The sequence below is a fragment of the Lactiplantibacillus paraplantarum genome (genome assembly GCF_003641145.1).
GTDB classification, from domain to species: Bacteria; Bacillota; Bacilli; order Lactobacillales; family Lactobacillaceae; genus Lactiplantibacillus; species Lactiplantibacillus paraplantarum.
This window is the reverse complement of record NZ_CP032744.1, coordinates 2397375-2417192: the sequence shown is the minus strand read 5'-3', so window position 1 is coordinate 2417192 and position 19818 is coordinate 2397375. Positions and strand designations below refer to the sequence as shown.

Below are 19818 nucleotides of genomic sequence, written 5' to 3'. Positions count from 1 at the left end.
ATGGAACGACCACGGATACGGGATTACTTTCAACAGGATCTAAGTCAAGATAAAGCGATTACGCCTAAGCAACGGTCGATCCTCCAGGCAAGTCTTGATTTGTTTGCTGAAAAGGGTTTTGATCAGACCAGTACTAGTGACATTGCGCAACGGGCTGGTGTTGCAGAAGGGACGGTTTATCGGCGGTATAAGACTAAAGCGGCGCTACGTGATGCGATTTTAGCCCCCATTGCCGCGCACATCGTCCCAATCTTAGCCAATGATTTTTCAGAAGATGAATTACGCCGGCGCTATCCAAGCTTGTCAGCGTTTATCACCGCAGTTGTAACGGACAGGGTTGCTTTTGCCCAGGCCAACATTAAGGAATTAAAGGTCGTTTTTGAAATGGCGGCTTTTGATGCGACACGGCGCGAACAGATTCTGAGTCAGATTGCGCCCCAGATGGTTAAGCAGATGGGTAGCGTCTTAAATCAATTAAAAGCAGATCATCTGATTGTTGATTGGCCGAATGATTTGATAATCCAAAGTTTGTTATCGCAGTTATTTGGCTACTTAGCGCGGTTAATGCTTGAACTGCCAGGGACAGAACTTGAACGTGAACAAGCCTATTTGATCACGGTGATGACTAAAATATTGACCCCTGGCAAACATGATCAAATTGCTGATCAGTAAGCCCCAATGATGGGTGTCGCCCAGACCAACTAAAGCCACCTCTGTATTTAGCAGTCATTTGATGACTAATCAGAAGTGGCTTTAGTTTGTTCAAAGCAGATTTGCTTGGCTAGTTCGCGAGAATCGTCATTTCGTTCAATAGCTTAGTTTGTAACTGGCTAAGGGTGGTCGTCATGTAGACCGGGTAGATGTCCGGATTGACGAGCCGTTGGGTGGTGCGAGGCAGTTCTGCGAGCTTGGCTTGGGTTGCTGCTTGAATCGCTGATATTGGAATCATGGTAGTTGTAGATAAGTCTACCGGTACAAGTAAGGGCCGAGCGTCAAAATTGGTGAGTCGTTGCTGCCGGTCAACACTGAGTGGATTACTATTAACAACGGTTAAGCTGGATTGACCAGTAATGGTTTCGGTAGCTAGTGCAATCAAGTCAGCAAAGGCCCGTTGGGTTCCTGGTTCGTAAAGCCGATAGACTTGTTTGTCACCAGGAATCGTTAACTTTTCACGGCTGGCACTCACTTTTATTTTGGGCGTGTGCTGACCATCAATTTCGGTTGCGGCCAGTTTGTAGACACCACTTAAAACGGGGGCTGAAGCACTTGTGATGAGTTTCTCACCGATACCAAAATTATCGATAGGTGCACCTTCTTGAAGTAACGAAGTGATGATATGTTCATCTAATGCGTTAGAAATGGTGATTTTGGCATTTGGAAAACCTGCTGCATCCAGTCGTGATCGGGCGGCTTGTGATAAGGTCGTGACGTCTCCTGAATCGATTCTAATACCGACGGGTTCATGCCCAGCTGCGCGTAGTTCTTTGAAGACAGTTATTGCGTTTGGAATTCCCGAGTTAAGTACATCATAAGTATCGACTAGCAGTGCACTATTGTCCGGATATTGTTCGGCCCACTTGCGAAAGGCGGTTAATTCATCTGGAAAAGCCTCAACCCAACTGTGTGCCATCGTACCGGCAACGGGAATACCGAACTGTTTAGCAGCTAGGACGTTGGAGGTACTATTAGCACCTCCAATGATTGCTGCCCGGGTCCCGTAAATTGCACTGTCAGGTCCCTGCGCACGCCGAGCACCGAACTCCATGATGGGGCGACCCGCTGCGGCGTAGCTTAGTCGCCGAGCTTTAGTGGCAATGAGTGATTGATGATTGACGATATTTAAGACGAGGGTTTCAAGTAACTGGGCTTGCTCAAGCGGACCAGTGATTGTCAGCAAAGGTTCGCGAGGAAAGACGGGGGTGCCTTCGGGAAGTGCCTTGATTTGGCAAGTTAACTTAAAATGCGCCAAAGTAGTTAAGAAACGTTCATCCCATAAGTTGAGCTGGCGGAAGTAGTCGAGATCGTTGCTAGTAAAGTGGAAGTCCTGCAAGGCCTCAACAACTTGCTGTAAACCAGCGGCAATGACAAAGCTACCATTGTCAGGAACGCGACGATAGAAGAGATCGAAAGTGGCGTTGGTTCGTGGTAGGTCGTGGTGAAAACCATTGGCCATTGAAAATTCATATAAGTCGGTTAATAAAGATAAATTGCGCATTGCTAATCAATCCTAATTTATTAAGATTTAGGTGTCTTGACACCTATGATAAATGAACATAGTTTATCATAGTTTGACAGGTGATGAAAGCAATTCTAGTGATTTTCTGGTAAAATTAGCCTATTGAAATAGTGAGAAGGGTGAGTCATGACAGGATTAGAACGGCGAGAACAAATTCGATCAAAATTATCACAAACGCAGGTCCCAATAAGTGCGACGACGTTAGCAAAGCAATTTAATGTTAGTCGCCAGACAATCGTTGGCGATATTTCGTTATTGAGGGCTCATGGAACAGCAATTGTTGCTACTTTACAAGGATATGAATTGGAGAAAGCCAACCAGCCCACGGTTGTCTTAGTCTGCCGACATTTTCCTAATGAGGCGACTAAGGAGATGGACTTGATCATTCGTGCGGGTGGTGTGATTAAGGATGTTGAGGTTGAACATCCATTGTACGGACGGCTCCGGGGTGAATTAGAGATTCGCTCAGTCGGTGATATTAATCTGTTTATGGGCCGGCTTAAGAAGTTACAGGGGCATTTGTTGTCGGAATTAACGGATGGTGTCCATAGCCATACGGTGGCTTATCAGACGCCAGAACAATTAACAGCAATCAAAGCAGCCTTACGGGGTGCCGGTTATTTGTATGAAAATTAATGTCAAGACATGGTTAATATGATATTGATAATCAATTAATAGTCGTTAGTTTTATTTACGATATAATGCTGGCGGTCAATAGCGATGATACCAGCAAAAAAGATGTCTGGTGATCCAGTTGGATTGCGAGGCATCTTTTTTTAATAGGCTGTGGATTGGACGTTAATTTAAGTCACCGTTTAGAAATTGTGCTTCGCCGTCGCCAAAGCTCCAATCTTCGTAGCGATTGGTCGTGATGTTGATCATAACATCGGTCGGTGCGATGCCTAATTGATCATGTAAATTTTTGACGAGTAATTTGTAAAAGGTTTGTTTATCTTCGACCTTACGAGGACTTGAAGTTAAGCTGAACATTAAGAAAGCGGTGGTGCGCTTGAAACCTAAACCGACGTCTTCAATAATCATTTCTTCAGGGTCGTGTTGTGTAACGATTTGATAGCGATCACGGGGCCGTAAGTGTAAAGCTGTACTAGCTGTTTGGTATGCAATATCTAGAATTTTTTGGATCTCAGCTTGCGAGCGTCCCCGTACCATATCAATGCGCATTAAGGGCATGTTTATTTCTCCTTTCATCATAGGTTATAAGTAATTATACTGCTATCGGGATGCTTCGAATTATATCAGGTTGCGATAGTTGCTATCATGATTATTGATTGACAGTCAGAATAAGCATCTGAAGTAACTTTGATCATGATTGATTCGACTGTTCACTGCGAATGGCCCGATGCAAGGGTTGCCATAACAATGCCGTGTATCCAAGTAACAGAATACCATTGATGATTAGGATTAGACCGCCGCGAGTGGTACTTTGAAAGATCAAGGTGAACAGGAGGGTTCCAATTGGCATGATTGAACTATTGACGGTTGTTAGCGTCGCAACGACACGGCCTAATAATTTGGTTGGCACGGTTTGTTGTAAGTAGACCTGAAAGGTAATATTGAGAATAACAAGTGCGAAAGCCAGTATCCCCATAATAAGACTCCCGAGTAGCGCATAGCCGGCTGGTGATTGGGCTGTCATGAATAGGACACCTAATAAAAATATTTGGCTATCGAGAACGAGTACTGGAATAATTAATTTTGAAAAGAGATGTTTTTGGCCAGTTGACGGTAACAAAGTCAAAAGTAAACTGCCAAGCAACATGCCAATCGCGCTCCCTGTCTCAAGCAGGCCGACTGGACCATTACCGGTGTGGAGCTGATCCTTTAAGATATATGGAATTCCAATGGTAACGGCGGTATATAAGAAGTTCAGAATGACACTCAATAGAATTGTAATTTTGATCATGGTTCGCGACTGCATGTAGTTCAGCCCGAAGCGGAATGTTGCAAACTGGCTGTGAGAGGTTGCTGGCATGCGTCGTGAGTCAGTTAATTGATTCGTTGATGGATAATGGAATCGCATCGTGAGCATAATACTAAATGACGCGAGTGTCGCGATGATTTCTAATATAATGAAGCCATAAAAGCCGACTAGACTATACAGACCAACCCCTAACGCTGGTGATAGAATCGAGGAAAGCGAAATGGCACTTTGAGTTAACGAATTCAAGCGTTGAATATGGGGACCATTAACAAGCTCGTGGGTGGCGGCAGAATAACAAGTATCATTAATATTTGTTGAAATTGCGTCGATAATCAGAAATAAAACAATCGGGATTAGTTTAGCAGTCGCCGTAAACAAGTTGATACTAGTCGCAAACAAAATCAGTGCCAGCGTTCGGACAGTCAGGCTACCGGTAAGAATCGCTTTATGTGGATAAGTGTCGATGAGATTACCAATCGGGACGAGGCACAGCAAGCCAACGATCGGGCTAATAATCATGTTGATACCAAAACTGATGGCAGAGTGCGTCTCGTCAAGTAACATGAGTCCAAGACCAAAACTAAACATTTTACCGCTTAGTGAACTAATGAAGTTACTTGCGGCAGCTTTGAAGATTTGTAGGCTAGATTGGTGATTACTAATGTTGATGGTTAAATCAGATTGTTTGATGGCCATGGCGAGTTCCTTTCGATAGTATGAATTTATTAGAAATGAAAAATGGCAAGTTAACTATTTTAATATTATTTTAATGTTTTTAATCTAATTGTCAATTTTCGCTAGACAGCTCCTATTCATGAGGGAATAAGTAGACGGTAAGTGTTTGTATAATTGTTGAAGATTTTGAATACGTCTAGAAGATTAAGCATGCTTGCTCAAATGAAAAAGATTGATCTTTTTGGAAAAATAGTGGTTGCTGTCATATTTTAAGCAGTTGCCCATTTGAATTTAGTCACTGCGGGTTGGAATTCTGGTTGATAGTTTGTAAGTCGATATTCAAATACAGTTCCAATCGCCAATGTGCTTTTAAACTAGTTGCTGGTTTAACTTGATGGCGACGGAGATAATCATGAAGGCTTGTCGGTTTAAGATAAATGACAGTTGTTTTTGCGAGATTGCAATGTGTTCAGCAAATTCAGTTTGGGTCACGTGGTAATAGAGCAAGATTTTTTTAACGCATTAGCGGGAAATGTCGTTGGCGCTGCAGTGATAACGACAGCATGATCATGATGCATTCGAATAATGACCTCACTTTCTAATAGCAATTGAAGATTAGTATGTTGGAATATTCCTGTCGAGTAAGTAACCAACGTATTTGCTAAGGCAGCCTAAACATGGAGACTAATTAGGTACGTGATGAAGGCAATTCATTATTAAGTTGATTTGCTCACGGCGCCAGCTTAATCGACCAGTACTAGTATTTGTTGCCATCTGATTCGTAAATGACTTGACCCATGGCAAATATCAATACCAGGCAGCGTCTGAACAAAAAGTGGGTCGCCAGAATAGTCATTCTGGCGACCCACTTTTAGTCAGTCATGCTGCTTATCTAACTTAAGCGTTTAAAAGTAGTCAATAAGTGCCGGTCGTTCCTTCACCAGACTAGTGTCAAGCCGGTTGATCGCATTCACATCACCGGTGATTAACCCGTGTTGGTATGCTCGGGCTAAGCTCTGAGTGCCAAAGCAAGCAGTGGTTAGTTGTTGAATCGTTAACTGAATGTCAGTCTGACCAGTTAATTGGTCGCTAACACGATTGAACGTTACTTGCCCGTTGTGCCGCGTTAATGCCCAGATGCCTTGATTAGAGGACAGGGTAGCGTCACTGACTGCTAGGCGAAGTGGTTGTATGTCCGCGGTAAACGGATAGTGTTTGATAAAGTCGTATAGATCAACGATGCGCGCCATCATGTATGGCTGGATGGTGACTTGTAAACGGTACGGGTCAGCCAGCAAATCTAAGCCGTTTGCCGTACTTGGACTGTCATAACTAAACGTATCAAAGGTGGTGCCATGCTTAGTGACAAAGTTGGCCAGTCGTTGGTAAGCAGCGGGGGTGCTAGTCGCCCATTCCTGAATCGCAAAGTTAGTGGCTTGCCGTTCATAAATCAAGTAGCCCTCGATCTGGTCAGCGACGTTACGGTAAATTGCGATTGACCAGTTATGCTTAAGGGTCAGGTAATGTTGCCACCAAGTAGGCCGAATCAAGCCACCTCGTTGATTTTGCCGCTGTTGCGCATAAAAATCGTTGATGAGGCCTAGGCCTTCATTACCATGGCGGGTAACCGTGCCAGCCCAGTCCGTTGGCTTAATGCGCGGAAGATCGCGGGCGGCCATGACTTGGTGCGCGTGGTCGAAGACGTGTTCATAGCCAAAACGTCGATAATAGCCGTATGCGAAGGGGGCTAGATACGACAAGGTCACGTGCTTAGCAGCCATCTCTTCAAGAGCTGCCGTCAATAGTTGTCCGGCGCCGCCCTGACCAGCGTATTCCGGAGCGGTCATCACATCGCCAATCCCGTTCATCTTGTAAGTGACACCATGGAAGTTGACTGCTAGCGGCAGACTATATAGCCCGCTGACCAGTTGACCGTTGTCGTGACGGCCATAGATCCAACCATGTTGGTAGCGGTCCATGAAGAATTGACGTCGCGCGGGGGTATCATGATTGTTGAATGCGTATTGATAGAGTTGGTAAAAGGCTTCACGGTCAGCATCGCTAGTTAAACGGTAATCAGTTGTCATTAACGGGACACCTCCATTGGTCGAATCTTATTTGGCAGCAATAAACTTGAAGTCTGCCCATGGTTGTAACAAGTTTAGACATGGTAAATCACTCTTAGTAATGTGGCCGACCACGTTGATACGGCCGGTATTTTCAAGATCTTGACGAGCAATCTGTAACTCACCTTTGTACTGGCCGAATTCATCGTTATCAATCAAAACGTCACCAGCATGAATAGCATCCAGATGGTGAGCAGGAAAGGCCTCGTCTTTGTAGATGACCCGGGTCTGTGAAGAACGAATGACGTAATCTGAAAAATCACCGCGATAAGTTTGTGGTTGTGCAAATAGCACTTTTTCTTCAACCGCTGATAAATCAGCAACGGTTTCAACGTGTAGGAGCGGGTAAGGGCTAAAGAAGACTTCAGCGGCAGCTTTTAGTTCGGCTTCGCTTGCATAGGCGTTACCAATTAAGACGTCATCAATCAAGCCCGTCATCTTCAAGTGTTGGACTTGAGCCGCAATCGGTAAACCACGGTGATCTTCAAGGGTACATAAGCCATCTTGCATTGGCCAAGGACCATATGTTGCGTCGCTTGATGAGACGAAGGCGGCAGTATTGATACCGTACTGACGGTATTGTTCAGAAGTCTGAACAAAGTAGTCGTAGCCGAGGCCAGTGTATTGCTGTGGATAGAAGTTATGAGAACCCAGTAAGTTATCCTTTTCAGGTGAATAATCCATAATAGTGTCAACATAGTGGGTTCCTTTAGACATGTTAACTTCAATCTTAATGCCAAATTCATTGTGCGTCATCCGTGCTTCTTCTTGACCGGTGAATCCCAAGTCGAGCCGAACGCCCCAAGCACCAAGATCATGGAAGAATGACAGGTCGTCATAGGAGACACCAAGTTGTTTAAAGAGGTCCGGATTGACGTCGACCATGACTTGCAAGCCAAGTTGGTTTGCATAAGTGATAACTTTCTTAAAGTTAGCAACGACTGCGGCCTGATCGCCCTTAATTTCAAGCAGGGACGTGAAGACCCGCTGGTAGCCATATTTTGCGGCTAAATCAAGGTATGCCGCGTCTTTTTCAAAGGTTGATCGTTCGGGATAGACCGAAACACCAAGTTTACTCATTAAAAATTCCTCCAAGTAGTAATTAATTTCTGTATTCGCTTACATTATCGCACAAATAATTGGTCCGTACCAGTAAAATAGACAATTTGTTGGTACCAATTTTTACCTGTCACTCCTTGCATGATTATGATACGATTTGGGTATTAATAATTGGAGGCATTTATAATGACATTTGAAGCAATCTTACCCGCACTAAAAGCTGGCAAACGTGCCGTTCGGACAGGTTGGGAAGGCACGGAATTATTTGTAGAACTACAAGCACCGACGACCTTTAAAGGTGATCCGCTGAACCCGTATTTTTTAATTAAGACGGACGATGAAGCCTATAGTATGTGGTCACCGACCGATTGTGACATTTTAGCGACGGACTGGCAGTTGGTTGACTAATGCAATTTGATGAATATCGTGGACAGACTGTCTTGGTCACTGGGGCCGCCTCCGGGATTGGCTTAGCCCAGGTCCAGAGTTTCCTAGCACAGGGGGCTAACGTGATTGCCATCGATCGGCAACCACAGCCGCAAGCTTTAGAATCGACGGCAACACTGTGTTATGAGATCGCTGACGTGACCGATGCTGATGCGCTAGTTGCAGCGATTGCAGCGGGAATTGACGTCCTCGGCGATCCAACTATTGTGTGTAATACGGCTGGTAAATTGGACGCGTACCAACCAACTTTAGCGACGAATTTAAAAATGTGGCAAGATATTTTGGCGACAGACTTGACGAGCCAGTTTATTGTGGTTAACACAGTGTTGCCCACAATGTTAGCTGCACAACATGGTGTTTTCGTGAATATGGCTTCGATTGCTGGTCTCGTTGGTGGTGGCGGTGGTGCGGCCTATACAGCGGCTAAGCACGCTATTATCGGCTATACGAAACAACTTGATTTGGACTACGCGGCTCAGGGAATTCGAGCCAACTGTATTGCACCTGGCGCCATCGATACGCCTATGAATGCCGCCGACTTTGCTGGTGATGGCAAGATGGCGAAGTGGGTCGCCAACGAGACGCCAGCTAAACGCTGGGCGCAACCACAAGAAGTTGCTGACCTGACGTTATTCTTAGCGAGCCAGCACGCTGATTATATTCATGGTACGGTGGTTCCAATTGACGGTGGTTGGTTAGCAAAATAGGAAGGGGATTTTGGCATGGCTTGTATTTTTTGTCAGCCGTTGCCGTATATTTTGGAAAATGACTTAGCAGCGGCCTTCTTCGATAAGCATCCGGTGAGTCCGGGGCATTTGTTGATTATTCCGAAAGCACATTATGCCACGTATTTTGATGTGCCCACGGCGACCAGGAATGCGATGCTCGCCTTATTGACCCAAGCAAAAGTGTATCTAGATGCGCATAACCATCCGGATGGTTATAACATTGGTATTAACGTTGGACCAGCTGCGGGCCAAACCGTAATGCATTGTCACCTTCATTTGATACCGCGATATCAAGGTGACGTGCCAGACCCCACGGGTGGTATTCGTAAGATGCTGCCGGATGGTGTACCGGATTCGAGAAAAACTAAGGAGTAGTGAATGTGTATGTCAGATTTATTTGAGAAAGTTGGCCGGCCCGGTAAGGTCCTATCAACGACACCGGTGTACCATGGGCCGATTTTTGATTTGGTCAAACAAACGATTGAAACACCTGATGGATTAGAAGTAAAACGTGATTTGATTCAGCATGGGAATGCCGTCACGATTTTGGCGATGACCGCTGATGACCAAGTCGTGTTAGGATCAGAGTACCGGGTTGGTCGCAATGCCGAGACGATTAGTTTACCCGCCGGTCTTATCAATACGGGGGAGGATCCGCTCACGGCCGCGACCCGTGAATTACAAGAGGAGACGGGCTACATTGCCCACGACTCACAAATCATGACGCAAATCAGCTCGTCGGAGGGTTTCACGGACGAAACGGTCAGTTTGATTTTGACCCACATTGATCCGCAAGAACATGGTGAACGGCATTTTGATGCGGATGAATACGTGAATACGCAACTTGTTCCGCTTACCAAAGTGATTGAACTATTAAAGAATGGCCAGATTCGTTCAGCTCAAGGCATCTGTGCACTGACATGGTATTTGAATTTTATTCGATAAAAGCGGGGGTGCAGAATGAATTTAGATGAGAAATTTGCGTACATGGCAACTGGTCAGCCATATCGGGATACTGATTCGGAACTGACGGCGTTACGGGACCAAGCGACATTAACAACTAACGCGGTGAACGCAACGGCTGATCCAGAGACCAAGGAAGCTTTATTGCGGCAACTGATCGGTTCAGCTGGTCATAAGCCGTTTGTAAATCCTAATTTTCGCGTTGAATTTGGGCGTAATATTCACTTGGGTGATGATTTTTATGCGAACTATGACTGCGTGATGCTAGATGGCGCACCGATTACGATCGGTAGTCAGGTCTTATTGGGACCGAAAGTCGGGCTCTACACAAGCAATCACTTGTTTGATGCAACCGAACGCATTAAGGGGGGCTGCATTGCCCGACCAATCACAATTGGTGACGGTTGTTGGTTAGCCGCCAACGTCACCGTATTACCAGGTGTGACCATTGGTGCTAACACGATTATTGGTGGTGGCAGCGTGGTAACTCACGATATTCCAGCTAACGTGATTGCGGCTGGCAATCCTTGCCAAGTCATTCGCCCAATTACAGCTGCTGACCGCACTGGTTATACCGGTGAGCAATTTGAGTTGGCATGATAAACGCCAAAAACACCACATTCGCAGGTCAATACTCGCGAATGTGGTGTTTTTGCGTGTTAAGGTTATAAAAGTATTCTGACAGATACGTGCATAGTTATTGGTAAAAGCACCGGACACCTGCCAATCAGTACTTAATCGTCCTTGATCTTGTGAGCTGGTCAGCTTGGTCACTCACTCGTACGGTGACTAGTTCCTGTAAGTTCACCAGTATCAAGGTTTAACTTTGATGCCGTTTAAAGCAGCGGCCAAATAAGCCGCTTGATCAGTATTGACGATCATACCGCGTGCTGCAGCCGTGTCCAGTTCGAGACGCTCGAATTGACAGGTACTTAGGTCAATATTTTTGAGGGCGGTATCGTTGAAAGCGACTTGGTCGAGGTTGGTTTCGTTAAACTTGACGGTCGTTAGCCGATTGTTCATAAAGCTGGCTCCATTAAGCCGACAGTGATCAAAGGTCACGGTTTTGAACCGCATGTCGCACAGCATGGCTAAGTCGAGCTGACAGTGGTCAAAGGCGACGTTATTGAGGGCGGCCTCGTTCAAATCGATACCGACGAGCTTACAATCTTTGAATTGAACGCGTAGCCAGCTGGCTTTTTCAAACTGGCAATTAGAAAAGTCACAGCTGATAAAGACGGCATCGGTCAGGTCAAGCCGTTCAAATTGACTGGCCGTAAACCGGACATTTTCGAAGTGGACGTGATCCAGCATGGGGTGCTCGATGTGCTGGTGACTCACGTCTTCTTCACTAACCTGAATATAACTTAAGCTGTGGTCCTCATCTGCTAAAATATCGAAAAAAGCGCCAGTCGTTAATTCTGCTGGGATAATGCGGGGAGCTTGCATGGGACACCTCGTTAGTTTGATTTTGAGTTGGTGTGCTAAAAAAGAAGCCCGTTACAGGCTTCAGTTGGGGATCAGTTGAAGTAATTTTCTAGGAACACGGCGACCCCGTCCTCGTCATTACTCAGGGTCGCATGGGTGGTCGCTGTCTTGACTGCTGGAATGGCGTTCGCCATCGCCACGCCAACCTTAGCAGCGGTTAGCATTCCCAGGTCATTTTCTTCGTCACCAAAGGCCATCAAGTTGTCATAGTCTTCATTAAAGTGACCGAGCAGTTGTTGCAAACCACTGGCCTTATCAGTATGCGGTGGTAAGAATTCCAACAAAGTCCGCCGGGATGGGACCACGTGGAAGAAATCGGTAATTTGACTTGATAATTGGGCCTGGACCGTTTTAGCGTCTTGACCAGCACTAACGACTTTACCGAATAAATCATCAGCAGGCAGGTCGGCAAAACGAACATTCTTAAATGGCATTAAGCCTTGTAAGAAGTCTTCATATGGTGACTTGCCTAGGTCCGTAATGGAGTAGACTTGCTTCAAATCAATCACGTCTAAGTAGAAATGATCGCGCTGGGCTTGCTCAAATAAGGGTTGTAAATCTTGTTTGGTCACACTAGTACGAGCAAGGACGTCACCAGTCGTGTTTTGCTGAACTAGCCCACCATTAAAGGTAATCGCGTAGTCAGTTGGTTGGTTAAGTTCAAGTTGTTGTAAGTATGGTTGAATCGCCTTAATTGGTCGCCCAGTACACAGTACAATCCGTTTGCCGGCCGAATGCAGCTGTTTGAGAACTGTTTCAGTTCGCGGCGAAATCGTCTTCTCAGAAGTTAATAACGTATTATCTAGGTCTAACGCAATGGTCGTAATCATCTTGGTCACACTTTCTAGTTAAGATTTAAAATTGTTTTAATGGTCGTTCCCATATCATCAACATCCGCAACCTGCTTATGGCGCACGGGCGCAGTACGGAGGGCTGTGACCGTTGCTGGAATGGGTGTTTGAATCAACTCATGTAACTGATCGACTGCGGCCAGGCCATCTACCGCACTGAGCTCACCAGTAATGGCCGTTAGAACGGCTTGGGGAAATTTATACGGGCTAGCAGTCGAGACGACCACCATTGGCCGTTGATCTCTGGTTGCGGCCTGATATTGTTTGGCAACCGCCGAGGCCACGGCCGTATGTGGATCGATTGTGTAGTGATGGGCATGGTTCAGGTGATGAATTTCGGCTTGATCTTGGCTTTCAGTCACGAAGCCGGCCCAAAAATCAGCTAAGTTAGCACGCATTGCCGGTGTAATCGTATAACGGCCGGTTGTTTGCAAATCATTCATTAGTTTAGCAGTCGCCGTGGCGTCCGATCCTGTCAAGTAGAAGAGCAACCGTTCCAAGTTACTTGAGACTAAGATGTCCATGGACGGTGAACTCGTCAGGAAGAATTCCCGGTTTTTGTCATAAGTCCCGGTATTAAAGAAATCGGTGAGAACGTTATTACGATTGGAAGCACAGATCAGTTTATGAATGGGCGTGCCCAGTTGTTTGGCATAGTAGCCGGCTAAAACATCCCCAAAGTTTCCAGTTGGGACACTAAAGTTAATCTCATCACCGTTCTTGATTTGCCCCTGCTTGATAAGTTGAGCGTAGGTGTAGACATAATAGGCCACTTGTGGGAACAAACGACCAATATTGATGGAATTAGCGCTTGAGAACTGGAACTGGTGGGCGGCTAATTCCGCGTGTAGTTGGTGGTCGGTTAGCAGTTTCTTGACCGTTGTTTGGGCCTCGTCGAAGTTACCGTTAATCGCGACAACACTAGTATTAGCTCCGGTTTGGGTCACCATCTGTTGTTTTTGGATTGCGCTGACACCATCTTTTGGATAGAAGACGATGATGCGAGTCTGATCAACATCGGCAAAGCCGGCCATGGCAGCTTTACCCGTATCGCCCGAGGTGGCCGCTAAAATAACGACTTCGGCTTGTAAATGGTTCTTTTTAACTGCCGTTGTCATCAAATGCGGTAGGATTTGAAGGGCCAAGTCTTTGAATGCAATGGTCGGTCCATGAAAGAGTTCTAGGTAATACTGCTGACCATGCTTCGTGACTGGCGCAATTTGGGGATCGTCAAACTGATCACCATAAGCTGCGTTAATGCAAGCGTGCAATTCATCAGCGGTATAATCCGTGAAGAAGAGTTTAAGGACCTCGTAAGCAACTTCTTGGTAGCTCATCGTGGCGAGCTGGTCGAAGTCAAAATTAGCGGTCGGTAACGTCACGGGCACAAAGAGGCCACCATCTGGCGTCAGACCTTGAAGCACGGCTTGTGATGACGTCATGGTGTGACTTGCAGTTTCGCGGGTACTGCGATAAAGTGTTTTCATGGATAACGTCCTTTCAACTGATTTTGACTAAATGATACACTAAAATCAGGGTGAACGGGGACGTTTTAACCAAAATCATGAGGATAATTGACGTAAATGGTCTAGTTGATAATGAGACCGTTTACATGGAGGGAGATCTGATAATGCAACTAGCTGGAATTAGGCATCGTCCTGAAAGTGAAGATACGGCGGTGTTAGCGGCCCACCAATTGCAAATTCGGCTACAAACTGCGCGCGATGATGTGGCCCAAGTCGAAATTTTATTTGCCGATTCTTACTTATGGCAGGAAGGCACCACGGATCTACAACGGTTGGTGATGCAGCCAGGATTAGCGACGCAGGGCAACCAGTACTGGCAAACGACGCTGACCGTACCGACTAACCGGGTGGTCTACGCTTTTCTGATTACGGATACGACCGGTGCGACGGTTGGCTACGGTGAAGGGGGCTTCTTTGACGACGTGGTCACTAACTGGCAAACGGTGGGCAATTATTTTCACATGCCATACATGCACGTCAGCGATGCGGAGCTACCACCAGCATGGGTCAAGGAGACGGTCTGGTACCAGATCTTTCCTGAACGCTTTGCAAATGGTGTGCGGCAAAATGACCCAGCCAACGTTCAACCGTGGGGCGCAGGGACCGTCCATCGTGATTCATTTTACGGTGGGGATCTGCCAGGAATTACGGCACACTTAGATGATTTAGCCGCACTGGGAGTTAATGGCCTATACTTGTGTCCCATCTTCACGTCACCATCAAATCATAAGTATGATACGATCGATCACTTTGAAATTGATCCGCACTTTGGCACCAAGGCTGATTTTCAGGCACTGGTCGATGGGGCTCATGCGCGGGGCATGCGTGTGATGTTAGACGCCGTCTTTAATCATTTCGGTGAGCAGTCACCGCAGTGGCAAGATGTCATTAAGAATGGTCAACAATCACGCTTTGCCGATTGGTTTCATATTCATGGTTGGCCAGTGGGGCGTGATCCGAAGACGAAGCAGCTTAATTATGAAACCTTTGCGACGGGGGCAGCGATGCCGAAAGTCAACACCCAGAACCCCGCGGTACAAGCTTACTTGATTGACGTGACCAAATACTGGATCGAACAATTTGGCATTGACGCTTGGCGTTTTGACGTTGCTGATGAGGTCGACCATGGTTTCTGGCGGCAACTGTGTGGGGCATTGCGAGCGGTCAAACCGGATGTTTATTTATTAGGTGAATCGTGGCATAGTAGCCAGTCGTTGGTCGGTAATGGTCAATTTAACGCGGTCATGAATTATCCGCTGACGCAGCCAATTATGGCGGTATTTAATGGTGAACTCAGCCTTGAAGATTATGTAGGTAAAACGAATCTTGAGTTAATGATGTATCGGCAACCTAATCAACAAGCAATGTTCAATGCTTTAGACACGCACGATACCCCGCGGTTACTGACAACGTTGCACGGTAATCTAACTAAATTTCAGTCTGCACTAACTTTATTGATGCTGTTGCCGGGAAGTCCATGTGTCTATTATGGGACGGAAGTGGCAATGGCTGGTGGGGCCGATCCTGATAATCGTCGTTGCATGAACTGGCAACCTAATGAGCAGGAACAACAAGTTCGCCAATTTGTGACTAACTTGATCAAGTTCCGCCGGCAACAGGCCGATTTCTTGGCAGCTAGTCAGCTGACATGGACGATTGACGGTCAGTGTCTGACCTTAACGCGGACGGATGCTGAACAGACGATTCAAGGCCACTTTAACTTAGGCACACAGGCAGTGCCAACAGTAAGCGGCACTACACCAATCTTAGCAGCGGGTGTTACTACAAATGAAGTGGCACCGGGGGGCTTTGAATTAACCGTAGCTCAGTCGTGAAGCAGTGTCACAAGTTGACTGGCGGGGTGCCACTGCTGGTGTTGCCCCAATTGAAATCTTCAAGACTGATACGGTTCAATGATTATCGGTGGTAGCAGCCTTTAGGACAGTCCCTTATAAAAAACGATTCTAAAGTGAACCCTTAAAATTGGACAACTTTATTAAGCTGCTTTCTGGACGGTAAGTTCCCGGTATTTTATCGGGGACTTGCCGTCCAGTTTTGTTTTGATGCGCCGATGATTGTAGAAGTCTATCCATTCGTTCATAGCTTCGATAAGCGCTGTTTTGGTCTCAAAATGTTCATCCATAACCTCGACTTTCATAATGTGAAAAAACGACTCCATGGCGGCGTTGTCGAGACAAGTGGCTTTACGCGACATACTCTGAAATACATGGTGCTCTTTAAGCGTGTTTTGCCAGTGGCGATGCTGATACTGAAACCCTTGGTCAGTATGGACAGTCGTCCGATAATCTAACACCGGTATTTGATTTAGGGCTTCTTTCAAAGGCTTTAAAGCGAATTCAACGGTCGGGTGGTCACTGATATTGAAAGCCAGAACCTCTCCATTGAAGAGGTCGAGGACTGGTTCTAAATAAACCCGTTCATTTTGGCTTTGGTTCCCATATCGAAATTCACTGACGTCGGTGACTAACTTCTGGTAAGGCCGATCTGTTTTGAATCGTCGCTTAAGTCGATTTGGGGCGATGACGCCAACAGTTCCCTTGTAAGAATTATACTTTCGTTTCTGCCGATTAAAGGCGCCACATAGCCAGTCTTGTTCCCGCATAATCCGTAAGACCCGCTTATGATTGATTTTAAAGCCATAAGCGTCATGTAAAGCACCGGTTATTCGTCGGTACCCGTATTTCCGAGTATATTTTGGATCTTGTTGACGAATCTCATCAATTGCCTGAATAATTTGTGAATCATCTAAGTTACGACCACGATGCTCCTTAGCATAATAATACGTGCTGCGAGGAATACGAACAGCCTTAAGAACTAGTTTGATGGAAACTTGAAAATTCTGCCTTAACTCGTCTACTAGTTCGATGAGTTCGTGTGTTTTGACTTCTTTCGTGCTAAGGCATCGAGTTTTTTTAAGAATTCATTTTCTATTTTTAACATTTGATTCTCTTGTTTTAGCTGCTTCAATTCTGCGGCTGGAGTCTGTGGTTTTTCAGGTTTGGGGTTGTTCTGCTTGTGTTTGGCCATGGTCTTAGGATTCCCTCGTTTGCACTCAAGTCCCGCTATTCCAGATTCCTGGAAGTGTTTTTCCCACTGCCAAATCGTACTTGGCGACGACAAGTCAAAGTGTAAGGCAGTCACTGGAAGCGAAGCTTGATTTCGTTTCCTCCAGTTTAATACATCGACTTTGAACTGACTAGAATATTCTTGGGACATTGACCGGTCTTTTAGACCTTCAATACCTCGCCGCTCAAATCGATGAACCCAACCCAGAATGATTGCATGATTGCTAATGCGATACTTCTTAGCTAGAGACGGTGAACCTTTACCAGATAAGTATTCAGTAACGACCTTTATTCGAAGTTCTAAATTAAATTTTGACATAGTAAAACCCCCAAGGTTAGATTTGGTGTCCAACCTTAGGGGTTCACTTTATTCTCAATGTTTTTGAGAATCGTTTTTTATAAGGCTAATACGCGTTGTAGTAGTTAATCTGTCATGAATCATGATTAAAACGTGCTGGTTAGGTGGTTTGTTGTTCGTCAGCACGTGCTCGTCCTATTCCGACCTCCGGGGCTGGGTGCCAATTGCTGGAACGCAGCCGACGTCGATTTGAGCTCACGCAAAAGCCCACTGCGCAATCTCAAATACGAGTCTTATTCTAAGCCGGAAAAAGGTCACTTCCAGCTAAGAATAATTTGGCTACTGAGCATTGTCACCCAGCCCCTACGGCCGGTAAGCCACTCGAATGGCAGATGAACGGCCACTTATCTTGGCACAATTAGTTATTGAATATCTTGATACTGGCACTTCAATTAAACGTTAAGTTGCTATCGTCCATTTTAGCTATTCCAATACTAAGCATGGCGACTTAGGCATCGTTACACTATCACAATAGTATTATCAGTCTGACAGTTTGATGATAAGGCTATCGCTTGAGAAAGGTAACGATCAATCCATCAAAAGTTGGGTAGGTCCCTGTCAGCCATTCGAATATTGTCCCAACTGGAAGGCATTTCGGCCAATGCTCAGCGATGAAATTCCACTTGTCAAGCGTTCTGTGCTTGATTAGTGGAAGACCAGTATTTAAGACGTGGGGTTCGGCTTAAATCTGTGTCCATCGCGTTCCAGCAATTGGCAGAAATGCCTGGAAGTCGGCGTAGGACGCAGTTAATTAGGCAGGTTTACGCTAACTCGAATTGTTTTCAGCGGGCCTAAGCTGGCTGTTTTTGACCTTAACTATTTGGCACGTTTTAATCATGATTTATCCCCAACAGTAACTAGCACAACACGTTAACCTTACGTGTTGTGCTAGTTGTTTTTTATTAATTATAATAAAAAATACATCATTAAATTGGATTCGGTTTAGTTAGGCACAGCTTACCCCAATCTCCGGATCTGACTACATTCATCTGATAACTAGATGCGAATCATGAGGCATGACAAAGTAAATGTTATCATTGTAACAAGTACTGAAGGGCAAGCTTGTTTTCGCATTTGATAATAAAAAACGCCTAGCAACTTGCTTGGCGTTTAAAATAATCATTATTTAGCTGTTTCAGGTTTGATGCCACGACCTTGAATGAATTCAATAACAATTAAGACAACGTAGCAGATTAGGACGATTCCTAAGAGGTTGGTTGTCTTGACGGTGCTTGAGAGCCAATAGTATTGCCAATCCTGATTATTGAAGACCCACCATACTAAGAGACCGGCTAAGGCACCTAAGGTATTCATAATTGCAATAAAGAAAATGTTACCATTTTGTTTTTGACCAGCCCAGTATGCGGAAAGAATGGCCATCCAAACACCCCAGACGATCAATCCGACCACAACAACCCAATAAATTAGTGACGCGATCATGTGTACTCCTTCTTTCTACAAGTTAATAACTTTATTTTACCATGAATTCGATTACATTGGCACCGTTTCAGTGATTATTTTCACAATCTATCTCTGAGTGCTTGCTGTGAATTTGTTGGATTACTTGTTATTTAAGGGCGGATTATTTACAATTAGAACATAATAATGTAATTGAGAAAGGGTTGGCAATCAATGACTTCTGCATGGAATTGGATTGGGATCATTGCGTGGATCATTGTTTTGGCGTTAGTCGTGTGGGTATTTCATCATATTCGCGTACGACGCATCAAGATGATCGTGGAGCGTAAGCATACGTTTGAGTGGGGAAATCTTATCATTACCACCGTTGAATTAATCGTCAGTCTCGGATTGTTGGTTGGTATGGGTTACGTGACTTTTAACCATCAAGTTTCTCTGTCAGATACTAAAGACGTTAAGGTGAGTTATCAAGTAGAACCCTTAGTTTTACGCGTTGGCACCAATGGTTCTTACTATGTCGCGGTTGATCGGGGAACGACGCAAAAACCAGTGCATATTTATAATTATTGGGTCAATGGCGCCAAGTATACCGTTTCTAGTAACAAAGCGACGGTAGTTACGAATTTGTCACAAGTTAAAGTTGCGGATGCTGGTATTCCGTGGTCACAAAAGCAATTAGTTAAGCAGGATCGTGCCCATGAAAAAGCATACGCAGTTAAGTTAACGGCCACTTATCAACCATCATTTTGGAATGGCTTGGGCATTCACGTTGGCCATCAAGCGATGACTCGTTGGCTGATTCGGGTACCAGCGCAATCGTTTATTAACACCACGGATGTTCAGTCTAACTAATCATAAACAAACTACATTGATCGAACCTTGTGCGTTTTAGTAGCCAAGATTCGATTTTTTTT

Annotated in this window: 21 protein-coding genes; 9 read left to right on the top strand and 12 right to left on the bottom strand. The window is 45.4% G+C overall.

All coding sequences use genetic code 11. The annotated features are described in order from the left end of the window. Complete coding sequence (locus LP667_RS12010) at window positions 1–672, top strand: TetR/AcrR family transcriptional regulator (RefSeq protein ID WP_021730936.1); 672 nt, start codon at window positions 1–3, stop codon at window positions 670–672. A 109-nt stretch (window positions 673–781) separates the two neighbouring features. On the opposite strand, the gene LP667_RS12005 is transcribed toward LP667_RS12010, so the two are convergent. Further along, a complete protein-coding gene (locus LP667_RS12005; RefSeq protein WP_021730937.1) occupies window positions 782–2215 on the bottom strand; it encodes a nicotinate phosphoribosyltransferase in 1434 nt (477 codons plus the stop codon). A 147-nt stretch (window positions 2216–2362) separates the two neighbouring features. Here LP667_RS12005 and LP667_RS12000 point away from each other — a divergent pair, with 147 nt between their 5' ends. Next, window positions 2363–2872, top strand: a complete 510-nt coding sequence (locus LP667_RS12000; protein WP_021730938.1) for a transcription repressor NadR — start codon at window positions 2363–2365, stop codon at window positions 2870–2872. Window positions 2873–3034: 162 nt separating this feature from the next. Here LP667_RS12000 and LP667_RS11995 read toward each other — a convergent pair whose 3' ends face one another. From LP667_RS11995 to LP667_RS11975, 5 genes are all read right to left on the bottom strand, one after another. Beyond that, the gene (locus LP667_RS11995; protein ID WP_021730939.1) at window positions 3035–3427 is read right to left on the bottom strand and encodes a tautomerase family protein; all 393 of its coding nucleotides are present in this window, start codon (window positions 3425–3427) and stop codon (window positions 3035–3037) included. Window positions 3428–3560: 133 nt separating this feature from the next. Further along, entirely contained in the window at window positions 3561–4874 is a 1314-nt protein-coding gene (locus tag LP667_RS11990; protein ID WP_021730940.1) for an MFS transporter, read from the bottom strand. 348 nt (window positions 4875–5222) lie between these two features. Further along, a complete protein-coding gene (locus tag LP667_RS17280; RefSeq protein ID WP_021730941.1) occupies window positions 5223–5345 on the bottom strand; it encodes a hypothetical protein in 123 nt (40 codons plus the stop codon). Between the two features lie 413 nt (window positions 5346–5758). Then, on the bottom strand, window positions 5759–6940 hold the full coding sequence (locus LP667_RS11980; RefSeq protein ID WP_021730942.1) for a GNAT family N-acetyltransferase: 1182 nt from the start codon (window positions 6938–6940) through the stop codon (window positions 5759–5761). Between the two features lie 27 nt (window positions 6941–6967). Next, the gene (locus LP667_RS11975) at window positions 6968–8059 is read right to left on the bottom strand and encodes a DUF871 domain-containing protein (protein ID WP_021730943.1); all 1092 of its coding nucleotides are present in this window, start codon (window positions 8057–8059) and stop codon (window positions 6968–6970) included. A gap of 165 nt (window positions 8060–8224) precedes the next feature. On the opposite strand from LP667_RS11975, the gene LP667_RS11970 reads away from it, so the two are divergent. From LP667_RS11970 to LP667_RS11950, 5 genes are read left to right on the top strand one after another with little or no spacing between them, the layout of a single operon-like run. Beyond that, complete coding sequence (locus LP667_RS11970; protein ID WP_021730944.1) at window positions 8225–8446, top strand: DUF2829 domain-containing protein; 222 nt, start codon at window positions 8225–8227, stop codon at window positions 8444–8446. Next, a complete protein-coding gene (locus LP667_RS11965; RefSeq protein WP_021730945.1) occupies window positions 8446–9192 on the top strand; it encodes a 3-oxoacyl-ACP reductase in 747 nt (248 codons plus the stop codon). The genes LP667_RS11970 and LP667_RS11965 overlap by 1 nt, the downstream gene beginning before the upstream one ends. Before the next feature lie 15 nt (window positions 9193–9207). Further along, window positions 9208–9588, top strand: coding sequence for an HIT family protein (locus LP667_RS11960; RefSeq protein WP_021730946.1), 381 nt, complete (start codon window positions 9208–9210; stop codon window positions 9586–9588). A gap of 3 nt (window positions 9589–9591) precedes the next feature. Beyond that, window positions 9592–10158: an NUDIX hydrolase gene (locus tag LP667_RS11955; RefSeq protein WP_050584254.1), complete on the top strand. Its 567-nt coding sequence runs from the start codon at window positions 9592–9594 to the stop codon at window positions 10156–10158. A 15-nt stretch (window positions 10159–10173) separates the two neighbouring features. Further along, entirely contained in the window at window positions 10174–10776 is a 603-nt protein-coding gene (locus LP667_RS11950) for a sugar O-acetyltransferase (RefSeq protein WP_021730948.1), read from the top strand. 213 nt (window positions 10777–10989) lie between these two features. Here the strand turns inward: LP667_RS11950 and LP667_RS11945 are convergent, their stop codons facing one another. The 3 genes from LP667_RS11945 to thrC all read right to left on the bottom strand — a co-directional run bounded on the left by LP667_RS11945 (window position 10990) and on the right by thrC (window position 14002). Next, on the bottom strand, window positions 10990–11625 hold the full coding sequence (locus tag LP667_RS11945; protein WP_021730949.1) for a pentapeptide repeat-containing protein: 636 nt from the start codon (window positions 11623–11625) through the stop codon (window positions 10990–10992). A 71-nt stretch (window positions 11626–11696) separates the two neighbouring features. Continuing rightward, complete coding sequence (locus LP667_RS11940; protein WP_021730950.1) at window positions 11697–12494, bottom strand: Cof-type HAD-IIB family hydrolase; 798 nt, start codon at window positions 12492–12494, stop codon at window positions 11697–11699. A gap of 14 nt (window positions 12495–12508) precedes the next feature. Next, complete coding sequence (gene thrC, locus LP667_RS11935) at window positions 12509–14002, bottom strand: threonine synthase (RefSeq protein WP_056988469.1); 1494 nt, start codon at window positions 14000–14002, stop codon at window positions 12509–12511. 143 nt (window positions 14003–14145) lie between these two features. On the opposite strand from thrC, the gene LP667_RS11930 reads away from it, so the two are divergent. Then, window positions 14146–15876 (top strand): glycoside hydrolase family 13 protein, encoded by a 1731-nt coding sequence (locus LP667_RS11930; RefSeq protein ID WP_021730952.1) that lies wholly within the window; start codon window positions 14146–14148, stop codon window positions 15874–15876. A 161-nt stretch (window positions 15877–16037) separates the two neighbouring features. On the opposite strand, the gene LP667_RS17085 is transcribed toward LP667_RS11930, so the two are convergent. The 3 genes from LP667_RS17085 to LP667_RS11910 all read right to left on the bottom strand — a co-directional run bounded on the left by LP667_RS17085 (window position 16038) and on the right by LP667_RS11910 (window position 18925). After that, window positions 16038–16928 carry an IS3 family transposase gene (locus LP667_RS17085; RefSeq protein WP_056988819.1) on the bottom strand — a complete coding sequence of 297 codons (891 nt, stop codon included), beginning with the start codon at window positions 16926–16928 and terminating at the stop codon, window positions 16038–16040. Beyond that, entirely contained in the window at window positions 16919–17446 is a 528-nt protein-coding gene (locus LP667_RS17080; protein ID WP_054519414.1) for a helix-turn-helix domain-containing protein, read from the bottom strand. Before LP667_RS17080 ends, LP667_RS17085 begins: the two co-directional genes overlap by 10 nt. Before the next feature lie 1161 nt (window positions 17447–18607). After that, the gene (locus LP667_RS11910) at window positions 18608–18925 is read right to left on the bottom strand and encodes a hypothetical protein (protein WP_021730953.1); all 318 of its coding nucleotides are present in this window, start codon (window positions 18923–18925) and stop codon (window positions 18608–18610) included. Between the two features lie 192 nt (window positions 18926–19117). Here LP667_RS11910 and LP667_RS11905 point away from each other — a divergent pair, with 192 nt between their 5' ends. Next, complete coding sequence (locus tag LP667_RS11905; RefSeq protein WP_021730954.1) at window positions 19118–19756, top strand: LVIS_2131 family protein; 639 nt, start codon at window positions 19118–19120, stop codon at window positions 19754–19756. The last annotated feature ends 62 nt before the right edge of the window (window positions 19757–19818 follow it).